This window comes from Ideonella sp. BN130291 (genome assembly GCF_036231905.1).
Taxonomy (GTDB): Bacteria; Pseudomonadota; Gammaproteobacteria; order Burkholderiales; family Burkholderiaceae_C; genus CAMLIZ01.
In genome coordinates, this window is record NZ_JAZARE010000011.1 from 169603 (window position 1) to 193303 (window position 23701).

The 23701-nt window shown below is 67.0% G+C and carries 17 protein-coding genes; 15 read left to right on the forward strand and 2 right to left on the reverse strand.

The genetic code is table 11. The features are described from left to right. Positions 1–368: 368 nt before the first annotated feature. The 13 genes from VPH43_RS22285 (at position 369) to VPH43_RS22345 (ending at position 16022) form a co-directional block, all read left to right on the forward strand. A complete protein-coding gene (locus VPH43_RS22285) occupies positions 369–1394 on the forward strand; it encodes a polysaccharide deacetylase family protein (protein WP_328579964.1) in 1026 nt (341 codons plus the stop codon). 20 nt (positions 1395–1414) lie between these two features. Next, positions 1415–3154 carry a phosphotransferase family protein gene (locus VPH43_RS22290; protein ID WP_328579965.1) on the forward strand — a complete coding sequence of 580 codons (1740 nt, stop codon included), beginning with the start codon at positions 1415–1417 and terminating at the stop codon, positions 3152–3154. A gap of 252 nt (positions 3155–3406) precedes the next feature. Then, positions 3407–4663: an O-antigen ligase family protein gene (locus tag VPH43_RS22295; protein WP_328579966.1), complete on the forward strand. Its 1257-nt coding sequence runs from the start codon at positions 3407–3409 to the stop codon at positions 4661–4663. A 1-nt stretch (position 4664) separates the two neighbouring features. Continuing rightward, positions 4665–5819, forward strand: a complete 1155-nt coding sequence (locus VPH43_RS22300) for a glycosyltransferase (protein ID WP_328579967.1) — start codon at positions 4665–4667, stop codon at positions 5817–5819. 17 nt (positions 5820–5836) lie between these two features. Continuing rightward, positions 5837–7039: a glycosyltransferase gene (locus tag VPH43_RS22305; protein ID WP_328579968.1), complete on the forward strand. Its 1203-nt coding sequence runs from the start codon at positions 5837–5839 to the stop codon at positions 7037–7039. After that, positions 7036–7698: a polysaccharide deacetylase family protein gene (locus tag VPH43_RS22310; RefSeq protein WP_328579969.1), complete on the forward strand. Its 663-nt coding sequence runs from the start codon at positions 7036–7038 to the stop codon at positions 7696–7698. The genes VPH43_RS22305 and VPH43_RS22310 overlap by 4 nt, the downstream gene beginning before the upstream one ends. An 11-nt stretch (positions 7699–7709) precedes the next feature. Further along, positions 7710–8897 carry a glycosyltransferase family 4 protein gene (locus tag VPH43_RS22315; RefSeq protein ID WP_328579970.1) on the forward strand — a complete coding sequence of 396 codons (1188 nt, stop codon included), beginning with the start codon at positions 7710–7712 and terminating at the stop codon, positions 8895–8897. Continuing rightward, positions 8894–9859: a polysaccharide deacetylase family protein gene (locus VPH43_RS22320; protein WP_328579971.1), complete on the forward strand. Its 966-nt coding sequence runs from the start codon at positions 8894–8896 to the stop codon at positions 9857–9859. Before VPH43_RS22315 ends, VPH43_RS22320 begins: the two co-directional genes overlap by 4 nt. Position 9860: 1 nt before the next feature. Then, a complete protein-coding gene (wecB, locus tag VPH43_RS22325) occupies positions 9861–10991 on the forward strand; it encodes a non-hydrolyzing UDP-N-acetylglucosamine 2-epimerase (RefSeq protein WP_328579972.1) in 1131 nt (376 codons plus the stop codon). Further along, positions 10988–12172, forward strand: coding sequence for a glycosyltransferase family protein (locus tag VPH43_RS22330; protein ID WP_328579973.1), 1185 nt, complete (start codon positions 10988–10990; stop codon positions 12170–12172). Before wecB ends, VPH43_RS22330 begins: the two co-directional genes overlap by 4 nt. A gap of 2 nt (positions 12173–12174) precedes the next feature. Next, positions 12175–13374 (forward strand): hypothetical protein, encoded by a 1200-nt coding sequence (locus VPH43_RS22335; RefSeq protein ID WP_328579974.1) that lies wholly within the window; start codon positions 12175–12177, stop codon positions 13372–13374. A 328-nt stretch (positions 13375–13702) separates the two neighbouring features. Next, positions 13703–14368, forward strand: a complete 666-nt coding sequence (locus tag VPH43_RS22340) for an InlB B-repeat-containing protein (RefSeq protein ID WP_328579975.1) — start codon at positions 13703–13705, stop codon at positions 14366–14368. A 55-nt stretch (positions 14369–14423) separates the two neighbouring features. Further along, positions 14424–16022 (forward strand): hypothetical protein, encoded by a 1599-nt coding sequence (locus VPH43_RS22345; RefSeq protein ID WP_328579976.1) that lies wholly within the window; start codon positions 14424–14426, stop codon positions 16020–16022. 518 nt (positions 16023–16540) lie between these two features. Here VPH43_RS22345 and VPH43_RS22350 read toward each other — a convergent pair. Further along, a complete protein-coding gene (locus VPH43_RS22350) occupies positions 16541–17455 on the reverse strand; it encodes a LysR family transcriptional regulator (RefSeq protein ID WP_328579977.1) in 915 nt (304 codons plus the stop codon). 98 nt (positions 17456–17553) lie between these two features. Here VPH43_RS22350 and metE point away from each other — a divergent pair, with 98 nt between their 5' ends. Then, positions 17554–19833, forward strand: a complete 2280-nt coding sequence (gene metE / locus VPH43_RS22355; protein ID WP_328579978.1) for a 5-methyltetrahydropteroyltriglutamate--homocysteine S-methyltransferase — start codon at positions 17554–17556, stop codon at positions 19831–19833. 108 nt (positions 19834–19941) lie between these two features. Here the strand turns inward: metE and aceA are convergent, their stop codons facing one another. After that, the gene (gene aceA, locus VPH43_RS22360) at positions 19942–21240 is read right to left on the reverse strand and encodes an isocitrate lyase (protein ID WP_328579979.1); all 1299 of its coding nucleotides are present in this window, start codon (positions 21238–21240) and stop codon (positions 19942–19944) included. 648 nt (positions 21241–21888) lie between these two features. Here aceA and VPH43_RS22365 point away from each other — a divergent pair. After that, positions 21889–23691 (forward strand): S8 family peptidase, encoded by a 1803-nt coding sequence (locus VPH43_RS22365; RefSeq protein ID WP_328579980.1) that lies wholly within the window; start codon positions 21889–21891, stop codon positions 23689–23691. Positions 23692–23701: the final 10 nt, after the last annotated feature.

The window sequence follows — 23701 nt, forward strand, 5'->3', positions numbered from 1 at the left end:
TGATGTGCAACGCATTGTGTCCCCGGGAGACACGCAGCAGAAGCGCCCAGACAAGGGGGGTGCCTTCGAGGCGGCTCGCCTCGCCTGTGAACTAGTTCACATGTGGTGTCGGGGTCGCGCGGTGTACCTTGCCCCAGCGGCGTTACTTCTTGACACTGTCAGGTGGAGCGGACAAGAGTACCGCGACCGTTGGGGCGCGCCGGCGTTCACCAATGCCCGCACCTGTGGGGATGCCAGACGGGCAGGGCATTCCTAGAATCGCTCCGCATCGCGCCTACGTCATGTCCCCGGCGCGCCGGGAATGCCCCGCAAGAGTGCCCGACGGCACGCGGCGGCTACCGGGGCAAAGCGCGCAAGGAGCACTGTAGATGTTGGGCAAGAAGGCCATGCTGGGCTCCGCCCTGGGTGGGAGCGGCATTGCAACGGCCAGGCTGAAGCTCGGTCCGGCGCGGCACAACGAGCTCCTGATACTGGCTTACCACCGCGTGTGCGACCTGGATGACGAGCAGACGCTCGCCCGGGACCCGGAACTGGTGAGCGCGTCGGTGAGCGACTTCGAACAACAGATGCGCTTCGTGCGCGAGCACTTCACGCCCCTGCGCTTCGCCGATGTCATCGAGTGCCTGGACAGCGGGCGCCCGCTGCCACCGCGCAGCCTGGTGGTCACCTTCGACGACGGCCATCTGGATGACTACACGCACGCCTTCCCGGTACTCAAGGCACTGGGCGTTCCGGCTTGCATCTTCCTGTCGACCGACTACGTCGGAAGCACCCAGATGTTCTGGTTCGACCGCGTTGCGCTGCTGCTGTATGGCGCACCCGCGGGCCGCTGGCAGATCGGTGGCCACCTGCTGGAGCTGGCCCAGGACGACGTGGCCGCCCGGCGCGCGGCCACACGCAAGTACCTGCGCACCCTGAAGAGCCTGCCCGACCACCAGCGGGTCGAGGGCCTGAACATGCTGGAGCAGCTGTTTGGCGCCGGCGTGCCGGCGGCAGCGGTTCCTGCCCGCTCCGCATTGAACTGGGACGAGGTGCGCGAGATGGCGCGCAACGGCATCGAATTCGGCTCCCACACCTGCTCCCACCCCATACTCACGCGGCTGGACGATGCGTCCTTGAAGCGCGAACTCACCGAATCGCGACGCATCATCGGCGAGCAGTTGAGGCGACCCGTGGACGTGGTCGCCTACCCGGTCGGCAAGTCCGATGCATTCGACGCGCGGGTCATGGCCATGAGCCAAGGCTGCGGTTATCGCCTCGGCGTCTCCTACGAAACCGGCACGAACACCCTCGCCCGCCTCGAGCACTTTGCCTTGCGGCGGCTGCCGGTGGAGCGCTACACCGAGTTGCGGTTCTTCAAGAGCCTGCTTGCATTTCCGGCGTTGTTGGCGTGAACACGAACGCTGCACAGGCGGTGCTGCCGCCGCTCACCGAAACCGACACCTATATCTTCTGGTCGGCCAACGAAGGCGCGGGCTGGATGCACCTGCTGCCTCCGCTGGCCGGCAGGCGCATCCTTTGCGTGGACGCGTCGGGCGCGGTGGCATGGGCCCTGGCGCGCGAGAGCCGGGAAGTGACCGTCCTGCATTGGGCGCCCCACTGGCCGGACAGCGGGCATGCGCCTTCGAAGAACCTCACCAACGTGTCGTCGGTCTCACTCGACGAGTTGCTGCGCAACGCCCACACGCCGGGTTTCGAGCGCTATGACGGCCTGGTGATCCACGACCCCCAGGGCGCGCGGTTGCACGAATCGGCCCTGGCCGGGATCACCAGGCTGCTCGGCGACGGCGCCCCGTGGCTGGCCCCGGACGGATGGATCTATCTGGCCGCTCGCAATCCGGGTTCACTTCAACGCTGGCGCGACAGGCTGCGGCGCGCGGTGGACCTGCAGCCGCCGCCGCTGCCGGCCGCCACCCTGCCCCGCCTGCTCAGGAGCGCAGGGGCTCGCAGGATCGCGGTGTATCCGTATCTCATGGTGAACGGCCGCGTGGCCGAGGTGCTGCCGCGGTCCGGCTATCGTGCGACGAAGAATCGCGAGGCACAAAGCGAACGGCTGAAGGAATGGCTCTTCGGAGCGAGGCTCGCCCCGCGTCTGGCGCCGGCCATCGGCCTGGTGGCCTTCCGCCAAAGCACGACCGTGTCGACACTGGACGCCCTGGTGCAGCGCATCGGCGGTTTGCGCAGCAGCAGGCAGGCGGGTGGCAGCGCACCGGTGATGAAACAATACCTGGTGTTCGCGGGCCACAAGGCGATCATTGCCGCCGGATCCCCCGAGCAAGATGGGGCCGACGTCGTCGCGGTGCTGACGGCGGACGCCATATCGTCGCGCGGTCGCAGCATCGAAGCTCCCCAGCTCGAAGCGTTGGCGCGCATCCCCGCGGTGGCGCCCCTGGTCCCGCGGCTGCTCGACCGGTTCAACGTCGATGGCGCCCGCTGCTTCGTCATGGAGCGCATCCCCGGTGTGACGCTTGACCAGGACGTGCCGCCATTGGAGCGGGTGTCGGAAGCGGCCCACGAGTTCCTGCTGCTGCTGCACCGCGAGACCGCAGTGCAGACGGCCATGGACGAAGCCGGGTTCGACCGGCTGGCGCTCCCCGTTCTGCGGGCCGCGCAGGAGCGCAACCCCGAGTTCTCCAGCCTCATCGGTGCTTGGCTGGCACCGTTGCGCCAGGCACTGAAGGAGCACACCCTGCCAGCCGTCTACCAGCATGGCGACTTCAAGGTCGAGAACGTCATCTATGAGCCGACGTCCTGCCGGTTGTTGTCGGTGATCGACTGGGAACATGCGCGCCGGCCGGGCCTGCCGCTGCTCGACCTGCTGTACCTGCTGGCCTACAACCGGGTGATCCGGGGTGCGCACTGGACCGAGGCGATCGATGCGCTCATCGTGCGGGCCGAATGGAGCGAGCTTGAACGCCGCCGGCTCGAACAGTACATGCGGGCGTTCGCGCTGGACGCGTCGCTGCTGCCCGCCCTGCGCGCGCTGTTCCTGGCGCATCACATCGGTTGCCGTATCCATCTGCCCACCGACGGGGCCTTGCACGACAAGGTGAGCGACATGCTCGTTCAACTCACCCAGGTGCTGCACGACCGGCCGGTCCTGCGCGTTCTGCCTGCGGCACCCCACGGTGTGCCCGAAGCGATGGCACCCTGAGCTTTGCGCAACTTGTTCACGACCGGGGCGCGCGAAGCGGGCGGGAACAACCCAATCGAGGGGGGTCGTTGACAGGGCATCTTCGTAAAATGCATGACAGCGTGTAGTCGACGCTGACGCGTTGCTTCGGTATGCGCATCTCCACCACGGTGGAAGGCCTCGTTTCGAGGGCCGACGCTGCGACCGCCTGATCCCCTTCTGGAGCCCCTCGCATCCCCGGTGTTCGGGTGCGCTGCATCTAACGCCACACCGATGAGCCGGCTGCTTGTCTTTCTGTACCTCGTTGCACAACTTGTCCGCCCGCAGGACTGGTTCGGCCCGCTCATGGGGTTTCCGACCGGCTATGTGCTCACCCTGCTCATGTTCCTGGGCGGCTTCACGGTGTACCTGCGCGACCACCAGTTCTTCTCGATACCGCAGAACCGTCTGATCCCCCTCTATGTGCTGGTGATCTTCATTGCCACCTGGCACGGCACCCAGTTCAGCCAGGGCCTGGACGAGGCGACCACCTTCGCCAAACGCGCCCTCGCCTTCTTCGGCATCGTCTGGCTGGTGAACACGCCCGAGCGCGTGCGGTTCACGCTGAGCAGCTATCTGGTGCTGGCCGCGTTCCTGGCGTTCCAGGCGATCCTGCAGGCGCAGAACGGCGTGTCCTGGGGCGGCGCCACCCTCATGCCGGGCTACGAGGAGATCCGAGTGCGCTGGCATGGCGACTGGGATGGCCCCAACGTCTTCGCCATCCTCTTCATCATCTCGTTCGCGATTGCGCTGGAGCGGGTGTTCGGGCCCTACGGCGCGACCGCCCGTTTCTTCGGCGCCGTGGTGGGCGCCCTGTCGCTGGTGTCCATCTTCTTCACCAACTCGCGCGGCGCGGTGCTGGCCGTGCTGGCGCTCACGGCCTACTACTTCAAGGACCGCTTCAGCAAGCCCGTGGCGCTGCTGCTGGCCGCCGGGACGGCGCTTGCGGTCACGGCGTTCGGCCCTTCGCGCATGAGCGAGGTCAACACCAACGAGGCATCGGCACACGAGCGCACCTGGCTGTGGGAGCAGGGCCTGCAGCTTCTGAGGGAGAACCCGGTCTTCGGCATCGGCAGGGCGATGTTCTCCAAGCGGGTCGACCTCGGGCTGATTGCGCACAACAACTACGTGCAGAACTTCACCGAGCTGGGCCTGCCGGGATTCTTCATCTTCATCTCGCTGTTGTGGTTCAGCCTGAAGGCGGGCCTGATCCTGGCCCGGCTGAAGAGCCCGGAGCATGGCTGGGCTGCTTCCTACGGTCGCACCATCCTCGGCATCTTCATCGGCTATGCGATCGCGACGTTCTTCGTCGTGATGGAGCTGGACCTGCTGTATTTCATGATGGGCCTGTGCATGGCGATCTATCTCTCCTGCCGGCGCAGGATTCCGGAGCTGCCGGTGTTCAGCATGACCTGGACCGACGTGAAGATCGTCGTGGCCGGCATGGTGGCCCTCATATCGGCCGTCTGGTTCGTCGCACACAAGGCTTGACATGGAAAACCCCGTTGCAACGCAGGCAGCTTCGCGCCGGCTGCTGTTCCTGAACCACTCGATGCGCATGGGCGGCATCGAGACGATGATCCGCGACTTCGCGTTCGGCTTGAGCGGACGCGGGTTCGAGCCGTCGGTGGCGGTGTTTTCCGGCGGCGGGCCGCTGGTGGAGCAACTCAGCGCCAGCCATATCGCGGTGGCGGACCTGCACAAGCGCGAGGGGCTGGACGTACGGCTGGTGCTCCGGCTTCGCAAGCTGCTGCGCGCGCAGCGCATCGACGTGGTGCACAGCCATAACTACTCCGCCTGGCTGTACGCGGTGCTGGCCAGTCGCGGGCTGGGCGTACGGGTGGTGCACACCGAACACTCGCGTGTACAGCCGCTGGCGCGCCGGCATGCGCTGGAGCGCTGGCTGGGTCGCCGCACCGACGCCGTGGTCGGCGTGTCCGCTGACGTGGCGCACTCCCTGGTCCACGATGTCGGCATCGATGCCCACCGGGTACGCTTCATTCCCAACGGCATCGACCTCAGGCGCTACCGTCCGCAGGCCGACTTGCGCGAGGCGCTGCGCCGGTCCATCGGAGCAGACGATGAGGCCATCGTGTTTGGCATCGTGGCTCGGCTGGTGCCCGTGAAGTCGCACCGCACGCTGATCGATGCGTTCCAGCGGGTGCTGCAGGCCTGCCCGGCCGCGCGCCTGCTGATCGCCGGCGACGGGCCGTGCCGCGGCGAACTGGAGTTGCAGGCCCGGCAGGCCGGGCTGGAGGCGGCCGTGACCTTCGCCGGCGAAGTGAAAGACACCGAGCGCATGCTCAACGGCATGGATGTCTACATGCTGTCGTCCACCGACGAGGGCATGAACCTCACGCTGCTGGAAGCCATGGCGACCGCATTGCCGGTCGTTGCCACGGCAGTGGGCGGGAACCCGGAGGTCGTGGCCGACAAGGTCAGCGGCCTGCTGGTGCCGCCGCTGGACCCGCAAGCCATGGCCGAGGCGATGCTGGCCCTCGCCCGTGATCCGCAGCGCCGCGCGGCCCTGGGCGCACAAGGCCGCCGGCGGGTGGAGGACGGCTTCTCGCAGGAGCGCACGCTGCAGGCCTACGCCGCGCTGTACGAAGGCCGGCTGGGCGTCGTGCCGGCCCTGGCAGCCGCATGATGAACACGGGATCGCGCATGCGCCGCCTGCACGTGCTGGCCTTCACCAGCCTGTTCCGCACACCGAGCGAGAAGGTCCGTGCGCCCTTCACCAGCGAATTCCTTCGTGCGCTGAAGGAGTTCGCCGATGTGACGCTGGTGTGTCCGATTCCCTGGGCGCCCGACATCGCGTTCACACGCGACCGGCCCGACTGGGCCCGCTTCGTGACGGCACCGCGCTGTGCCGAGGTGGACGGCGTCCAGGTGCACTACACCCGCTACCCGATGATCCCCAAGTTGTCGGGCGTGCTGCAGCCAACGCTGCAGGCCTGGGCGGCCTGGTCCACCGTGCGTGCCATCCACGAGAAGCAACCGGTCGACGTGGTGAACGGCCGCTTCGTCTATCCCGATGGGGTGGCCGCTGCCAGGCTCGCCCGCCGGCTCGGCGTGCCCTACGTGCTCACCGCGTTGGGCACCGACATCAACATCTACGCCACCCAGCGCCTCAAGCGCGGCCAGGCCGCGCGTGCGCTGCAGCAGGCGGCACACGTCACCGCGGTGAGCCCGGCACTCGCCGACCGCATCGCCGAACTGGGGGTGGACCGGAGCCGCATTGCCGCCGCCGTCAATGGCATCGACCTGGACCGGTTCCGCCCCGATGGCGACCGGGTCGTGCTGCCGCCGGGCGCTCCGGGCGAAGGCCGCAAGACCCTGCTGACGGTGGCCCGGCTGTCGCAGGAAAAGGGCCTGCACGTGCTGGTGGACGCGTTGGGCCTGCTGGCGCGGCAGGGCCGTTGCGACTTCCATACGGTGCTGGTGGGCGATGGCCCCGAACGGGACGCGCTGCAGGCGCGGCTGCATGAACTGGGCCTGCAGGACCGAGTGACCCTGGCCGGCGAGGTGGACCACGCCGCGGTGCCGGCCTGGCTGCGCGGCGCAGCGGGTTTCTGCCTGCCGAGCTTCCGCGAAGGCACCCCCAATGTGGTGATCGAGGCGCTGGCCACCGGCATTCCGGTCACGTCCACCAACGTCGGCGGCACGCCGCTGCTGCTGAACGACAGCAACGGGCTGCTGGTCGAGCCGGGGCAGGCCGAACCCCTGGCGCAGGCCCTGCACACGATGATGTCCCGCGCGTGGGACCGGGACACCATCCGCCGTTCGGTGGCCCACATGTCGTGGCGCTCCGAAGCCGAGCGCCACGCCCAGCTGTTCGAACGCATTGCCTGCGGGGCGGTGGCATGAGGGCCGGCAGTGCGATCAAGGGGTGGATCCGGCGCCGGCTGCTGAGCCGGTGGGTGGTGTGCGAGGTTCGCGGCGCGCCGGGGCAGGTCGCGCTCACCTTCGACGACGGCCCCCATCCGGAATACACCCGCGCGGTGATGGCGGTGCTGGAGGCCCATGGCGCCAAGGCCACGTTCTTCTGTGTGGGCGACCAGCTTGCCCGGCAGCCGGCGCTGGTGGCCGAGATGAAGGCGCGAGGCCACGAGATCGCCAATCACTCCATGACGCATGCCGAGTTTGCGCAGCTGGGCCATGAAGGCATCAGCACAGAACTCGACGGCGTGTTCTCGATGCGCGATGCGGGGGGAGCGCCTGTGGCGGCGCAGGCCTACTTCCGCCCACCTAAGGGGGTTATCAACGTCCCGGTGCTTCGGTATTGTGCCGCCCGGGGCAAGCGGATCATCTACTGGAACCGCGATCCCAAGGACTACGCCACCCGTGGGGTCGAGGAAGTCATGGCGGGGCTTGCAGAGCAGCCGCTGACCGCAGGCGACATCGTGCTGCTCCACGACAAGATGCCCCACTCCGCCGCCAGCGTCCAACACATCCTGCAGCGCCTGGAGGCGTCCCGGTTGAAGGCCGTGACGGTCTCCACGCTCCTCGCTGCGGCCGCCCTATGAATCCCGCGCGCATGAAGATCGTCTACGTCCACCGCACCCGCGCCCAAGGCGTCGAAGCCGTGCACATCGGCCAGATCGTGCAAGGCTTCCGCACGCTCGGCCACCAGGTCGCGATGCTGTCGCCGGTGGGCGACTACATCGAGCACATCACGCCCGCCAAGGCACAGCAGCCCGCGCGGCAAGGCAAGCCCGGCTTGCTGCACCGGCTGGTGGACCGCCTGCCGGAGATCGCCTTCGAGCTGATGGAGATGGCCTACAACGCCAAGGCGGTGTGGGAAGGCCTGCGCCGCTTCCGGCGGCGTTCGGTCGACGGTGTCTATGAGCGTTATGCGATCTTCGCCGTGGCCGGTGCGCTGCTCGCACGCTGGTGGAAGGTGCCGTTTGTCATCGAGGTGAACTACACCTCGATGAGCCCGCTGGTGCGTGAGCGCAGCGCGCTGCTGAAGCCGCTGGCCCGCTGGGTGGACGGTTGGCTGTTCCGCTCCGCGACGCACCTGCTCGCGGTGTCGTCGTACCTGAAGCAGCACCTGGTGGAAGAGTTCGGCGTCGATGCAGGCCGCGTCTCGGTCGTGCCCAACGCGGCCGACCCTGCCGTCTTCGATCCCGAGCTGGCCCTCAAGGCTGAAGCCCCCGCACTGCCGCCGGGCCGCATCATCGGCTTCGTCGGCGGTTTCTACCGCTGGCATGGCCTCGATCTGCTGGTGGAGGCCTTCACCCGCATTGCGGCCGAGTTCCCCGATGCGCACCTGCTGCTGATCGGCGACGGCCCGATGCGCGGCGAGATCGAGGCGCTGGCGCGCGACAAGGGTCTCACCGGCCGCGTGCTGATGCCCGGCCGAATCGCCCACGCCAAGCTGGTGCCCTACGTGGCGCGTTTCGACATGGGCGTGATGCCCGACTCCAACCTGTACGGCTCGCCCATGAAGGTGTTCGAGTACATGTCGATGGCGGTGCCGGTGGTGGTGCCCGACTATGCCCCGCTGCAGGACGTGGTCACCGACGGCCAGCAGGGCCGCATCTTCCGCCGCAAGGACGTGGCGCACCTGACCCAGTGCATGGCCGAACTGCTGCGTGACGACACGCAGCGCCGGCAGATGGGTCGCACTGCCCGCCAGTGCGTGCTTCAAACGCACAACTGGCTGAACAACGCGAGCACTTCGCTCGGTTTCCTCACCTCGAAACGGAGCCTGGCGTCATGATTCTTCCCGACGGCCTCTACCGCTGGATCACCAAGCAGAACCACAACCTGCCCCTGATCGGCCTCATCACCTTCGGCATGCCGAAGGTGTTTGTGCGCAGCATCTACAACGGCAACCGCGGCAAGCAGCTGTGGGGCGACAAGAAGGCCTGCGTCACGCTGTCCTTCGACTGCGACTACCCGGAGGACTGCGAGGACATGCCGGCGGTGATGGGCATGCTGGCGCAATACAAGCTGAAGGCCAGCTTCGCCGCCGTGGGCCACTGGGTCGAGAAATATCCGCGTGAACACGCCATGGTGCTGGAGCAGGGCCACGAGCTCATGAACCACACCTACTCGCACCCGGACAACGAAATCCTCAACCCCGGCCGCAAGTTCCGCTACATCAGCGCAGCCGAGAAGCTGGAAGAGATCGAGCGCTGCCACGAGATCGTGCGGGGGTTGTATGGCCACGAAATGACCGGCCTGCGCATTCCGCACTTCAAGCACCTGTTCTCCGAGGACATCTACCCCCTGCTGAAGCAGGCGGGCTACGCCTATTCGTCGTCGACCTGGCTCACCAACACGCCCACGCGGGGCCTGCCCTTCATGGCGCCGGAAGGCATTGCCGAATTCCCGCTGGCCACCTGCCCGCTGCACCCGTTCACGGTGTTCGACACCTGGCATTCGCTGAATGCCGAGCGCCTGAGCCACCGCATCATGCATCGCGGCCCGGACGACTACCTGATGCTGTTCGAGGAGCTGATCCGCGTGGGCAAGGCCACCGGCTCCTACATCAACATCTACATGGATCCGCTGGACGTGAAGAAGATTCCCGGCTTCCAGCGCATGCTGGAGCTGCTGAGCGACCCGGAACTGATCGTCACCACCTACACCGACTACCTGAGGGACGGCCTGCCGGTGATCGGCGCACCGGTGCGGCAAGCAGATGCGCTGCCCCGCATGGAAGCAAAGGCGGCCTGACGTGCGAGTTGCCACCATCTTCGGCACGCGGCCGGAAGCCATCAAGCTGGCCCCCTTGTGCTTTGCATGCGAACGTGCGGGCGTGGAGAACCATGTCATCGTCACGGCCCAGCACCGGGAGCTGCTGGACCGCGCGCTGGCTGACTTCTCGCTGGTGCCGGCACACGACCTCAACGTGATGCGGCCCAACCAGGACCTCTTCCACACCACCTCGGCGGTGTTGCTGGGCCTGCGGGACCTATACCGCTCGATCCGGCCCGACTGGGTGTTCGTGCAGGGTGACACCACCACCACCTTTGCCGGCGCGCTGGCCGCGTTCTACGAACGGATCCCGGTGGCGCACGTGGAGGCCGGGCTGCGCACCGGCGAGCGCTATTCGCCCTTCCCGGAAGAGATGAACCGCCGCATGGCCGGCGTGCTGGCCGACATGCACTTCGCGCCCACGTCGCGTGCGCGTGAGAACCTGCTGCGTGAAGGTGTGGCCGAGCGCGATGTGCTGGTGACCGGCAACACCGGGATCGACGCGCTGCTGTGGATCCTGGAGAACCGCAAGCCCGACCTGGCCCGGAGCCTGCCCCCCGCAGCCGCTGCGGCGCTCGGGTCGCGCTTCCTGCTGCTGACCACGCACCGCCGCGAAAGCTTCGGCGGGCCGATGCTGGAGGCCTTGAGCGCCGTGCGCGACGTGTGCGAAGCCACACCCGACCTGCATGTGATCTTCCCGGTGCACCCCAACCCGAACGTGCGCGCCCAGGTGGCGCAGGCGCTGCCGAACGTGCGCAACGTGCACCTGATCGACCCGCTGGACTACGTGACCTTCTCCCACCTGATGGCCCGCGCCACTGTGATCGTCACGGACTCGGGCGGCATCCAGGAAGAAGCGCCCACGCTCTCCAGGCCGGTGGTGGTGTTGCGTGAGAGCACCGAACGTCCCGAGGGCGTGGAAGCAGGCGTGGCCGTGCTGGCGGGAACCCGGCGCGACCGGGTGCGCGACATCCTGATGTCACTGCTGCACGACGAAAGCCGCTATCTGGCCATGACCGGAAAACCCAACCCGTATGGCGACGGCCATGCATCTGACCGCATCGTGGCCGCGGTGCTCGAACGCCAACGCCAACGGAGCGCCGCGCAATGAAAATCCTCTTCCCGTACATGGCGCGCTGGTATTCGCTCAACTGGAGCCGCTACCACTCCCTGCTCACCGCGCTGGCCCAGCGCGGGCATGAGGTGCATGTGATGCAGCCGCCATCCATGCCCTCGGCCGAGACCAACTTCGTGGAGATCGCGCCGGTGCCCATTCCCGGGCTGAAGGTGCACGACGTGCCGGTACCGGCGTGGTTGTGGCAGCGCAAGTTCCCGCTCGACAAGCTGGTGAAGAAGGCGCTGTATTCGTTGTACTCGGTGCGCTATGCCCGCCGGCTGGCACGCAGCGAACACATCACCCACGTGCTGCTGTACAACATCCCGCAGGCACCGCTCGCCCGCATTCCCGGTGTGTCCACCGTCTTCGACTACGCCGACGACTACATGGACATGCTGCGGTACGAACTGGGCCGCTTCAGCATCCGCCCGCTGATGGCGCTGGCCCAGGGGCTGCTGAACCACATGTTCCGCTCGGCGAGCCTGGTGACCACGGTGTCCCATGTGCTGGGCGACCAGGTGCACGGTGCCGTGCAGGTGCTGCCCAACGGCGTCAGCATGAACAAGGTCCGCGCTGCCGATGGCGTGGGCCCGGAAGGCGGCCCGCAGCGCCGACCGGTGGTGGGCTTCCTCGGCAGCTTCGAGTACTTCATTGACTTCGATCTCATCCTCGACACGGCGAGCCAGCTGCCCGATGTCGACTTCGTGCTTGTCGGCCGTGGCCGCGACCATGCCTACGTGGAATCGGAAGTTGCGCGGCGCCAGCTCGCCAACGTGAAGCTCACCGGCGGCGTGCCACATGCCGAGGTGTTCCATCACATCGCGCGCATGGACATCTGCCTCAACATCTTCAAGAAGATCCCGGTGTCCGAGCGGGCCTGCCCGATCAAGCTGTTCGAATACGCGGCGATGCGCAAGCCCATCGTCTCGACCCGGCTGGCCGAGCTGAAGCATGTGGACAAGGGCTTCCTGTACTACGCCGACACCGCCGACGAAGCCGTGGCGGCCATCCAGCGCATCCTGCAGGCGCCCGAAGAGGCCATGCAGCGCGCGCTGGCGGGTTGCCAGCACACCGTCACCCACTACACCTGGGACAAGATCGCGCTCGACTTCGAACGGGCGGTGGGCGAAACGCTGCCGGTGGCCACGCCGGGTGTCGCACCCGCACGGAGCTGAACATGGTGTTCTGGTTTGCCGCCGCGCTGGTGGTGCTGGCTGCCGCCGCCCTGGCCGCCGGCCTGTACCAACGCAACGTGCACCTCTGGATAGCGGGCCACACTCGGCGCGCCGTCGCGCTGGCCTGGGCGGGCACGCGCCGTCATCCGGGGCCCACGCACCTGATGTTCCTGTTCGTGGACCACTACGAGCCCCTGGCGGCCGGCGCGGACGATGCGCTGGGACGCCGCCGGGTGCAACGCTGGCTGGACGACTATCCCCGGCTGGCCGGCAAGTTCACCGACGCCGACGGCTGCCATCCGAAGCACTCGTTCTTCTACCCCGAAGAGGAGTACCGCGCCGAATACCTCGACATGCTGGGGCAGCTGTGCAGCGACGGCTTCGGCGAAGTGGAAGTCCACCTGCATCACGACAACGACACGGCCGCAGGCCTGACGCACAAGCTGCAAGGGTTCGTCGCCACCCTGCACCAGCGGCACGGCATGCTGCCCTTCCATGAAGGCCGGCCGCGCTTCGGTTTCATCCATGGCAACTGGGCGCTCGACAACTCGCGCTGCGACGGCCGCTGGTGCGGTGTCAACAACGAACTGAAGGTGCTGGCCGACAACGGCTGCTACGCCGACTTCACGCTGCCGTCCGCGCCCAACGACACGCAGACCAGCACGGTCAACTCCATCTACTACGCCGTCGACGACGTCGCCCGGCCGAAGTCGCATGACAAGGGCGCCGCCGTGGTGGCGGGCCGGCCGGGCAGCGGAGACCTGCTGATCTTCCAAGGCCCGCTCACGCTGAACTGGAAACGCCGGCGCCTCGGCCTGTGGCCCAAGACGGAAAACGCGGACATCGAACCGCACGAAGTTCCGGTCGCCGAGCGCCTGCGCCTGTGGGTGCGGCAGTGGGTGCACGTGAAGGGCCGCCCGGAGTGGGTGTTCGTGAAGGTGCACACCCACGGCGCGATCGAGCGCAATGCCGACTGGATCTTTGGCGGCGAGTGCGAGCGCCTGTTCGAAACGCTGGACGGACACTACAACGACGGCAAGCGGTTCGTGCTGCACTACGTGTCCGCCCGGGAGGCGTACAACATCGTCAAGGCGGCCGAAGCCGGCAAGACGGGCGATCCTGGCGCCTACCGCGACTTCCTGTTGCCCGCTCCACCGCACCTGCAGGTCTCGCCGCGCGAAGCGGCCCGCTCCACGGCTTGACCCGTTGCTGCCGCCGCGCCGTGACAAATCTGCACCTCGGGCACGTCCATTGCTCTGAATTTGTAACAGCACCCCCTTTGGGGGGAGCACCGGCATGGACCATCGCGCGCCCCGCTGACACAGACAGCGCTTGCCTGTGATGCTGCGCGGGGCGTGACAGAGTCCACGCCCCGCGTGTTCACACGCAGTAACACCTCTACCCCCACTCCCCTTCAACCTCTCGCCCGTGCTGCCGAAGCAGCAGGCATCGCTGGTGTACCAGGCGATGTCCGGACGCCGCGGACCTGTCGTAGACGGCGTCGATTCAGCAATCTATGAGAGGTGAGAGATGTTCTTCGGGCCGAAGAAGTGGATTGGCGTTGCCTTGCTGGCGACGGTCATCGCAGGCTGCGGTGGGGGGACAGGCAATGAGGAGGCCGACAACACGGCCACCGCCGAAGCGACCGATGGCACCGCCACGGCGCAACGCTTCATACCGATCGGAAGCAGCAAAGGCTATTTGCTGACCGTGACTCCGCCCACCAACGGCAAGGTCACCAGTTCCCTGTTGGGCATTGATTGCGGCGCATCGGCCACGCGTTGCGCCGCACGCTTCACCTCCGGAAGCGTCGTCACCCTGACTGCGACACCAAGCAGCGGCTACAAGTTCAGCGGATGGAGCGGGGCCTGCACCGGCACCAGCACCTGCACGGTGACGATCGCGGGCGACCTGCTGGTCTCCGCGGCGTTCGGCACCAGTTCGACGCCCACCCCGCCACCCAGCGTGCACACGGTGCAGCTCAGCTGGAGCCCTGCCGTGGAGGCCACGGTCACGGGTTACAAGGTTTACCATGGCACCCAGAGCGGCGTCTACACCGACAGTTTCGCCTCGGCAGTGACGTCGACCTCGTACAGCACGTCGGTCTCGGGCAGCCATTTCTTCGCCGTGAGGGCGGTGGACACGAATGGCAATGAATCGCCGAGTTCTGCCGAAGTCAGCATTGCCATTCCCTGACACGCAGGGTGAAGAGCAGTTTTGCGCGTGCAAAATCAAGAATCGAGGTAATCACATGTTGATCCAACGCAAGTTCCTGCCGTCGCTTGCTGCCGCCCTGCTGTGGCTGATGACAAGCGCAGCGTCCGCGGCCACCTACTACGTGGCAACGACCGGCAGCGACTCCACGGGAGACGGCAGCACCGCCAACCCCTTCAAGACGATCGGGGCCGGCCTGAACAAGATGGCCAGCGGCGACACGCTGATCGTGAAGGCCGGCGTCTACCAGGACAAGGCGAACTTCATCAATCCGCGGATCAACAAGGTGCCCAGCGGCGCGCCGGGCAAATACACCACCATCATGGCCGAGACACCGTACTCGGTACGCATCAAGAACACGGCTGCGCTGGACTACTACGACAACCTGGTGCTGCTCGATGGCAGCTACGTGCGGGTTGACGGCTTCGTGTTCGAGCAGGTCAACACCCAGTACCCGCCGACGACCGGCTTCATGGCCGGCAACCACAACAAGATCACCCGCACGATCTACAAGCGCGTGGGCAAGACGGAAAACTATGGCGGCTGGTTCTGGATGGGCGGCACCGACAACCTGCTCGAGGACTGCGCCGGCGTGGGCTCCGCGCGTTATGGCTTCGCCATCGGCGGGCCGACCGACAACGCCCAACGGCTGATCATTCGCCGCTGCGTCGGCCGGGTGGACTATTCCATCTCCACGGAGCCGAAGGCCACGTTCAACGTCTACGGCAACGACAACGGCAATACCAACGTCCGCGACATCCTGCTGCAGAACTGCATCGCCGTGGACGGACGCAAGGGGCCCACCACGGGCGATGTGACCTACGGCGCGTTCTACTTCCCGAAGAATCCGCTGAACGTCACCCTCCAGGGCAACATCGCCCTGAACGTCGAGTCCGAGTACGCCGACTTCTTCATCAAGGAGATGCTCGGCGACAACATCAAGATGGTGAACTCGGTGGCGTGGGGTGCGAAGGCACCGTCCGGCATCCGGGCCAACGGCACCAGCAGCAACACCTCCCTGAGCCTCGACCACGTGACCGTCGGCGGCCATGCCAGCGCCTACTACAACAAGGATGCGGCCGGCGCCCGTGTGCTCACGAATTCGCTGTTCGTGAACAACACGGCGCTGGCGGACGGCAGCGATGCCGGGTGGTCGACCATGACCAACAACGGGTTCTTCCCCACCACCCAGCTCAAGGGCCTGAACCCGCTGTCCGCTACCAGCTCCACGCTGAAGTACATCGTGCGCCCGGAGGCCGGCTCCATCCTGTCCAGCAAGGCCACCGATGGCGGGGACGTGGGCGCCACCATCACCAAGCGGTACGGCAAGAGCGGCACGCTGTGGGGTGAGTCAGGCTATGACCAGCTCACGACCGAATCGTTGTGGCCCTGGCTGTACGAGGACCACATCAAGGCGGTGTTCGCGGAGTCCAACCCGGCCCCGAGCGGCGCCGTGCCTTCCACCAACGACACCACGCGCGGCTTTGCCGGCTCGACCGACGCCTTCGGCAAGCCGCAGACCTTGACCCGCTACATCTGGCAGTACCTGAACAACCAGATCCCGGCGGACATCTACGGAACGGCCCCGGCTCCCTTGCAGGCACCTTCCGGCCTGAAGGCCACCTTGGTGAAATAGCCCGGTTCCATCGCGTACCGGCAACGGTTCACTCAGCGTCCTGCGGGACCTTTCAATGCAAACACGGATCTCGCGCTGTCTTCTCCTTGGCCTGCTGACAGCCGCCGTGGCGGCTTGTGGTGGCGGTTCGTCGGCTGATGCGTCCACGAGTTCGCCGTCGTCGAATTCGCCGCCACCCCCCAGCGGCAGCCCGGCTCCCGCACCTCCCAGCCCACCCACGGCGTCTTCATGGACCGTCAGGCTGGCCTGGGACCCGATTGCCGATCCCACGCTGGTCGGGTACCGGCTGTACCACGGTGCCACGCCGGCGGCGGATGTCGACACCCTCTTTGTCGGGCCTGTCGAGAGTATCGACTACCAGACATCCGAGCCGGGTACGCATTACTTCACCGTTGTCGCGGTCGCGTCGGACGGCACCGAGTCCCCTCGCTCCAGCGTGGTTGCCGTGCCGCTTCAGTGACACGGGCATGCGCCAACCGGGGCCCGGCCGAAGCTTGGCCCAGGCTCCGAACGCGACTTCAAAGCAGCTCGATGCCGTCCAGTTGTGCCGCGCAGGTCTGCCGCACGATGGAGATGAAGTCGGCCAGGTAAGGCTTGGCGCCCAGCGCCTTGGGCGCGCTGGCGTGCAGCTCGCTCCACAGGCCTTGCGCACCCACCCGCTTGGCCACCACGTAGTCGTGGTCCACGTAGTTCTTGACACCCCAGTTCGGCAGGGCCGCAATGCCGCGCCGGCTGGCCACGAGTTGCAGGATGGCAACCGTGAGCTCGGCCGTGCGGCGCTGCAGCCGCACGCCTGCGGGCCACAGCACCTCCCGGATCAGGTCGATGCGCTGCTCTGGCACCGGGTAGGTGATCAGGGTTTCGCCCTGCAGCTCCTCGGCCTGCACACGGCGCTTGCGGGCCAGCCTGTGCTGGTTGGCCAGCACCACCAGGATCTCGAAGCGGAACAGCGGCACCACGTGCAGCCCGGTCTTGCGACGCGGACGTGAGCCGATCACCAGGTCGGCCTTGCCGTCGGCCAGCAAGGCCAGTGGATCGGGGTGGAAGCCTGCCACCAGGTCCACCTCCACTTCGCTCCAGCGGCGCCGGAACTCGTCCATCACCGGCATCAGCCAGTCGAAGCAGGTGTGGCATTCCAGGGCAATGCGCAGCTCGCCGCGGGTATCGCCCTGCAGCCGAAGCAGGTCACGCTCGGCGGCTTCCACCAGCGCCGTCACCTCCTGCGACAGCTGCAGCAGCCGCTGGCCCGCGGCGGTGAAGCCCAGGCCCGCGCGTGCGCTGCGCTCGAACAGCACCACGCCGTAGTGCGACTCCAGCGCGCGGATCTGGTGCGACAGCGCCGACGGCGTGAGGTGCACCCGCTCGGCCGCCGGTGCCAGCTTGCCCGAGGCTGCGATGGCCAGCAGGGAGCGCATATGCCGTGTTTCGATCATGGATGAATCGTTTTCATCAGTGCATGAAAACATGCCGATTGATTCATTCTAGGCCGCTCGCGAGACTGCCTGATCCCTCTTTCGCAAGGACTGCACTCATGGCCCGCTCCCACATCCTCGGATTCCCGCGCATCGGCGCCCAACGTGAACTGAAGTCGGCGCTGGAGGCGTTCTGGCGCGGCGACACCAGCGAGGCCGAGCTCCAGGCCACCGGCGCGCAGCTGCGCGAGCGCCATTGGGCATTGCAGCGGGAGGCCGGGCTCTCGCAGGTGACCGCCGGCGACTTCTGCTTCTACGACCATGTGCTGGCCCACACCCTGCTGCTGGGCGCGCTGCCGGCACGCTTCGGCTTCGACGCACGCCATCTCACGCTGGCACAAGGCTTCGAGCTGGCGCGTGGCAACGCGGCACAGCCGGCGATGGAAATGACCAAGTGGTTCGACACCAACTACCACTACCTGGTGCCGGAGCTGGGCCCGCAGACACGGTTCGACGGCGGCCACGACGCCTGGTTCGAGCACATCGACCAGGCGCTGCAACACGGCGGCGAGGTCAAGCCAGTGCTGCCCGGGCCGATCACCTATCTGCGCATCGCCAAGAGCCACACGGCCGGCTTTGACCGCTTGAGCCTGCTGCCCGCCCTGTGCGACGCGTATCGCCGCATCCTGGCCCGGCTGGCGGCCCGCGGTGTGCAGTGGGTACAGCTGGACGAACCGGCCCTGTGCACCGACCTCGATGAGCGCTGGCTCGCGGCGACGGACACCGCCTATGCGGCGTTGGCCGGCAGCGGCGTGCGGCTGCTGCTGGCGACCTACTTCGATGCGGTGGATGCCGTACAGCGCGTGGCCCGCCTGCCGGTGCAGGGCTTCCACGTGGACCTGGTGCGTGCGCCGCAACAGCTGGGCGCCTGGCGCGCGGCGTTGCCGGGCGATGCGGTGCTGTCGGCCGGCGTGGTGGACGGCCGCAACGTCTGGCGCACCGACCTGCGGCCGGTGCTGGGTACCCTGCAGCTGCTGCACGAGGCGCTCGGGGACCGCCTGTGGGTGGCGCCTTCGTGCTCGCTGCTGCACGTGCCCGTATCGCTGGCCGGCGAAGCGCACCTGGACCCCGCACTCAAGCCCTGGCTGGCGTTCGCCACTGAAAAGCTGCAGGAGGTGGTCGTCCTCACACGAGCGCTGAACGAGGGCGAGGCCGCCGTCGCGCAGGCATTGCAAGCCAGCGACAGCGCCCGCGCTTCACGCACACAGTCCCGCCGTGTCACCAACGAGCTGGTGCGCAAGCGGGTCGCAGCGCTCACGCCGGCCATGGCAGAGCGCCGAAGCGCCTTTACCGCCCGCATCCAGGCCCAGCAAGCCGCCTTGAAACTCCCTTTGCTGCCCACGACCACCATCGGCTCTTTTCCGCAGACCTCCGACATCCGCCGGGCCCGGGCGGCCTGCAAGCGTGGGGAGCTGTCGGCGCTGGACTACCTCCAGCGCATGCGCGAGGAGATCCGCATTGCCATTCGCCAGCAGGAAGCCCTGGGCCTGGACATGCTGGTGCACGGCGAGGCCGAGCGCAACGACATGGTGGAGTACTTCGGCGAGCAGCTCTGGGGCGTCGCGTTCACCGAGAACGGCTGGGTGCAGAGCTACGGCTCACGCTGCGTCAAGCCGCCGATCATCTTTGGCGATGTCTACCGGCCTGAGCCGATGACGGTGGAGACCGCCACGTATGCACAGTCGCTCACCGAGCGGCCGGTCAAGGGCATGCTCACCGGGCCGGTAACCTTGTTGCAATGGTCCTTCGTGCGCGACGACCAGCCGCGCGAAGCCACGCTGCGCCAGCTCGCCTTGGTCATCCGCGACGAAGTGCTGGACCTGGAGAAGGCCGGCATCCGCGCCATCCAGATCGACGAACCCGCCTTCCGCGAAGGCCTGCCGCTGAAGGCCCGCGACCAGCCGCGCTACCTGGAGCAGGCGGTGGGCGCCTTCAAGCTGGCCGCCGGCGGCGTGCGCGACGACACGCAGATCCACACCCACATGTGCTATTCGGAGTTCAGCGACATCCTGCCCGCGATCGCGGCCATGGACGCCGACGTGATCACGATCGAGACCTCGCGCTCCAACATGGAGCTGCTGGATGCCTTCGGCAGCTTTCGCTATCCGAACGACATCGGCCCCGGCGTGTACGACATCCACTCGCCTCGGGTGCCGAGCGCCCAAGCCATGCAGTCGCTGCTACAGCGTGCCTGTAAGGTGATTGCGCCCGAGCGCTTGTGGGTCAACCCCGACTGCGGATTGAAAACCCGCGGCTGGCCAGAAACCGAAGCCGCACTGAAGAACATGGTGGAAGCCGCCCGAGAAGTCCGGGCGGCCCTCGCCGCTCAAGCGGCGTAGTCACTCATGCTGGAGCCCCCTCGTGGAGGGGGCACGGGGGAGCACCACTGCACCGTGCGGCCCAGAGCCAGAGGCTCTGGGCCAGCACGGCTGAGCGCCCAAAGGCGCTCAGCCGTGCTTCTTGTCGAAGAACTGTTCGTCTTCGGTCGAGCCCTTCAGCGCGGCGGTGGACGCTTCCTTCTCGATCGTGGTGGTCACGGCGTCGAAGTAGCCGGTACCCACCTCGCGCTGGTGCTTCACCGCGGTGAAGCCCTTCTCGGCGGCGGCGAACTCCTTCTCCTGCAGTTCGACGAAGGCGCTCATGTTGTTGCGCGCGTAGCCGTAGGCCAGGTCGAACATCGAGTAGTTCAGGCTGTGGAAGCCGGCCAGCGTGATGAACTGGAACTTGTAGCCCATGGCGCCCAGCTCGCGCTGGAACTTGGCGATGGTGGCATCGTCCAGGTTCTTCTTCCAGTTGAAGGAAGGTGAGCAGTTGTAGGCCAGCAGCTTGCCGGGGAACTGCTTGTGGATCGCGTCGGCGAAGGCCTTGGCATAGGCCAGGTCCGGCTTGCCGGTTTCGCACCACACCAGGTCGGCGTAGGGCGCGTAGGCCAGGCCGCGGCTGATGGCCTGCTCGAGGCCCGGCTTGGTGCGGAAGAAGCCTTCCACGGTGCGCTCGCCGGTGCAGAACGGCTGGTCGTTCTCGTCCACGTCGCTGGTCACCAGGTCGGCGGCTTCCGCATCGGTGCGGGCCACCAGCACGGTGGGCGTGCCCATCACGTCGGCCGCCAGACGGGCCGCCACGAGCTTGGCCACCGCTTCACGCGTGGGCACCAGCACCTTGCCACCCATGTGGCCGCACTTCTTCACCGAAGCCAGCTGGTCCTCGAAGTGCACGCCCGAGGCGCCCGCTTCGATCATCGACTTCATCAGCTCGAAGGCATTGAGCACGCCGCCGAAGCCGGCTTCCGCATCGGCCACGATGGGCGCGAAGAAGTCGACATCGTTCTTGCCTTCGGACCACTGGATCTGGTCGGCGCGCTGGAAGGTGTTGTTGATGCGCTTGACCACCGACGGCACCGAGTTGGCCGGGTAGAGCGACTGGTCGGGGTACATCTCGCCGGCCAGGTTGGCGTCACCCGCCACCTGCCAGCCGGACAGGTAGATGGCCTTCAGGCCGGCCTTCACCTGCTGCATGGCCTGGTTGCCGGTCAGCGCGCCCAGGGCATTGATGAAGGGCTCGGTGTTGATCAGGTTCCACAGCTTCTCGGAGCCGCGCTTGGCCAGCGTGTGCTCGATCTGCACGGAGCCGCGCAGGCGCACCACATCGGCGGCGGTGTAGCCGCGCTTGATGCCCTTCCACCGGGGGTTTTCGGCCCAGTCTTTTTCGAGGGCGGCGGTTTGCTGTTCGCGGGTGGGTTGGCTCATCGATAGCTCCTTCAGGTAGATCAACAAAGTGGAAACGGTCTGGGGTCAAGCGTACCGAGAAGCGCGGCAAGCGGGAAGACTTATGTCTTATATAAGACACAAAAGCGCATGCAATAAAATCAACAACTTAGGATTCCGATTCCATGATGCGCAATGCGTCACACCAGGATGGAAAACGGGGACAGCGGCCTGACGCTCTGCTTTTTGCAATACGAAATGCAGATTTCTGTATGTGAAACGGCGGGGCGACGCGAAAACGCAGCCGCGCAGGGCGCAGGCAATTGCAACAACAAGTATTTACTGTCGCGACTGCGGGGTGACTGCCGGAGCCAAAGGCCTGCGGCCGCCCTGTAAAGCCAGCTATGCGAGCCCTGTGACCACGCGAGCCAGCATCGCGCCGGCCCCCTGATACACCCGCGGCCCGGGCCACGTTTACCCCGTTGCCGCATCGGGACCGGGCCCGTAAAAACCGCAGCCGCAGGTTCGACGGCTTCACCAAAAGTGCTGCCCGACGGGCCGCGGGAAGGCCCGGGTGCCGTACCCATCCACCGATGGTGCTGCTGCACATCTTCCCAATCAGGCATGGCCATCGATGGGCAACGGCATGCACACCTCCTGGAGAACCTGATGTTCGGTAAGACACGAAAAATGCAGCTGAGCGCCTGTGCGGCGGCTGTGACGATGATGCTCGCCACCACGGTTTGGGCGGGTGGGTCGGAAACGACCTTCGGTGCAACTGCAACGAGCGCGGCGCAAGCCCAGGCCGAGCCCACCGATCGCATGATCGTGAAGTACCGCGACGTGCAAGCCACGATCGCACGTTCGGCCCGCCTGGGCCCGGTGCGCGCGGACCGCCTGGCCGCCCTGCAGGCCTTTGCCAGCCAGCACGGTGCCGTGCTGAGCCACCTGCGCAACAACGCCCTCGGCGCCCACATCCTCAAGCTGGACCGCCGCCTGAGCCCCGAGCAGGCCGCTGCCCTGGCCGCGCGCCTGAAGGCCAGCGACCCGTCGATCGAGTACGCCGAACCGGACCGCATCATGCAGCCGCTGCTGACGCCGAACGACAGCCAGTTCGCCAGCCAGTGGGACTTCCACGAAGCCACCGCCGGCATCAACGCCCCGGCCGCCTGGGACCTGTCCACCGGCTCCGGCGTCACCGTCGCGGTCATCGACACGGGCTACCGCCCGCACGCCGACCTGGCGGCCAACATCGTGGCCGGCTATGACTTCATCAACGACGCCGCCGTGGGCAACGACGGCAACACCCGCGACAGCAATCCGCAGGACCCGGGCGACTGGGTGACCTCTGCCGAGTCCAGCCAATCGGGTGGCCCGTTCCAGGGCTGCCGCGTGTCCAACAGCTCATGGCACGGCACGCACGTGGCCGGCACCGTGGCCGCGGTCACCAACAACGGCACCGGCGTGGCCGGCGTCGCGTTCAATGCCAAGGTGCAGCCGGCCCGCGTGCTGGGCAAGTGCGGTGGCTACACCTCCGACATCGCCGACGCCATCATCTGGACGTCCGGCGGCAGCGTGAGCGGCGTGCCCGCCAACGCCACGCCCTCCCGCGTGCTGAACCTGTCGCTGGGCGGCTCCGGCAGCTGCGACACGACCACGCAGAACGCGATCAACAGCGCCCGTTCGCGCAACGCCGTGGTGGTGGTGGCCGCCGGCAACAGCAACGCCAATGCCGCCAACTTCAGCCCCGCCAGCTGCTCCGGCATCGTGACCGTGGCCGCCGTGGGCCGCACCGGCGCCCGCGCCAGCTATTCCAACTACGGCTCGGTCGTGGCACTCGCCGCACCGGGGGGCGACGGCAGCAACAGCATCCTGTCCACGCTGAACAGCGGCACCACGTCGCCCGGCAGCGACAGCTATGCCGGCTACCAGGGCACGTCGATGGCCTCGCCGCACGTGGCGGGCGTGGCGGCACTCATGATCGCCAAGAAGCCATCGGCCACGGTGGACGAGGTGATCAGCAAGCTGAAGTCCACAGCGCGGCCCTTCCCGGCCACCTGCAGCCAGTGCGGTACCGGCCTGCTGGACGCCAGGGCGGCCGTGGCGGCCATGGGCACCATCGACCCGCCTCCGGGCACCAACGAGGTGGAGCCCAACAACAGCCAGGGCACCGCCAACTTCCAGTCCGCGCCCGTCACGCTGAACGCCGCCATGGGCTCCAGCACCGACCAGGACTGGTTCAGCCTCGACCTGCCCGCCGGGCGCACGCTGTCGGTCACGATGACGCCCAACAGCAGCAGCGACTACGACCTGTACGTCTACAACAGCAACGGCACCCTGATCGGCTCGAGCGAAAAGGGCGCCGGCGCAGTGGACTCCGTGTCGGTCACCAACACCGGCAGCAGCACCTTCAAGCGCTATGTGAAGGTGATCTACTACAGCGGTGGCACCGGCAGCACCAACGGCAAGTACACGGTCAAGCTGGCCTGGTGACCTGACCCCT

What these genes read in the sequence shown, in the direction of transcription:
- VPH43_RS22320 (WP_328579971.1), top strand. Translation starts at nt 8,894, where the DNA reads ATGATTCTTCCCGACGGCCTCTACCGCTGGATCACCAAGCAGAACCAC.
- aceA (WP_328579979.1), bottom strand. Translation starts at nt 21,240, where the DNA reads ATGAGCCAACCCACCCGCGAACAGCAAACCGCCGCCCTCGAAAAAGAC.
- VPH43_RS22340 (WP_328579975.1), top strand. Translation starts at nt 13,703, where the DNA reads ATGTTCTTCGGGCCGAAGAAGTGGATTGGCGTTGCCTTGCTGGCGACG.
- VPH43_RS22305 (WP_328579968.1), top strand. Translation starts at nt 5,837, where the DNA reads ATGCGCCGCCTGCACGTGCTGGCCTTCACCAGCCTGTTCCGCACACCG.
- VPH43_RS22295 (WP_328579966.1), top strand. Translation starts at nt 3,407, where the DNA reads ATGAGCCGGCTGCTTGTCTTTCTGTACCTCGTTGCACAACTTGTCCGC.
- VPH43_RS22335 (WP_328579974.1), top strand. Translation starts at nt 12,175, where the DNA reads ATGGTGTTCTGGTTTGCCGCCGCGCTGGTGGTGCTGGCTGCCGCCGCC.
- VPH43_RS22365 (WP_328579980.1), top strand. Translation starts at nt 21,889, where the DNA reads ATGCAGCTGAGCGCCTGTGCGGCGGCTGTGACGATGATGCTCGCCACC.
- VPH43_RS22310 (WP_328579969.1), top strand. Translation starts at nt 7,036, where the DNA reads ATGAGGGCCGGCAGTGCGATCAAGGGGTGGATCCGGCGCCGGCTGCTG.
- metE (WP_328579978.1), top strand. Translation starts at nt 17,554, where the DNA reads ATGGCCCGCTCCCACATCCTCGGATTCCCGCGCATCGGCGCCCAACGT.
- VPH43_RS22300 (WP_328579967.1), top strand. Translation starts at nt 4,665, where the DNA reads ATGGAAAACCCCGTTGCAACGCAGGCAGCTTCGCGCCGGCTGCTGTTC.
- VPH43_RS22285 (WP_328579964.1), top strand. Translation starts at nt 369, where the DNA reads ATGTTGGGCAAGAAGGCCATGCTGGGCTCCGCCCTGGGTGGGAGCGGC.
- VPH43_RS22345 (WP_328579976.1), top strand. Translation starts at nt 14,424, where the DNA reads ATGTTGATCCAACGCAAGTTCCTGCCGTCGCTTGCTGCCGCCCTGCTG.
- VPH43_RS22350 (WP_328579977.1), bottom strand. Translation starts at nt 17,455, where the DNA reads ATGATCGAAACACGGCATATGCGCTCCCTGCTGGCCATCGCAGCCTCG.
- VPH43_RS22315 (WP_328579970.1), top strand. Translation starts at nt 7,710, where the DNA reads ATGAAGATCGTCTACGTCCACCGCACCCGCGCCCAAGGCGTCGAAGCC.
- VPH43_RS22330 (WP_328579973.1), top strand. Translation starts at nt 10,988, where the DNA reads ATGAAAATCCTCTTCCCGTACATGGCGCGCTGGTATTCGCTCAACTGG.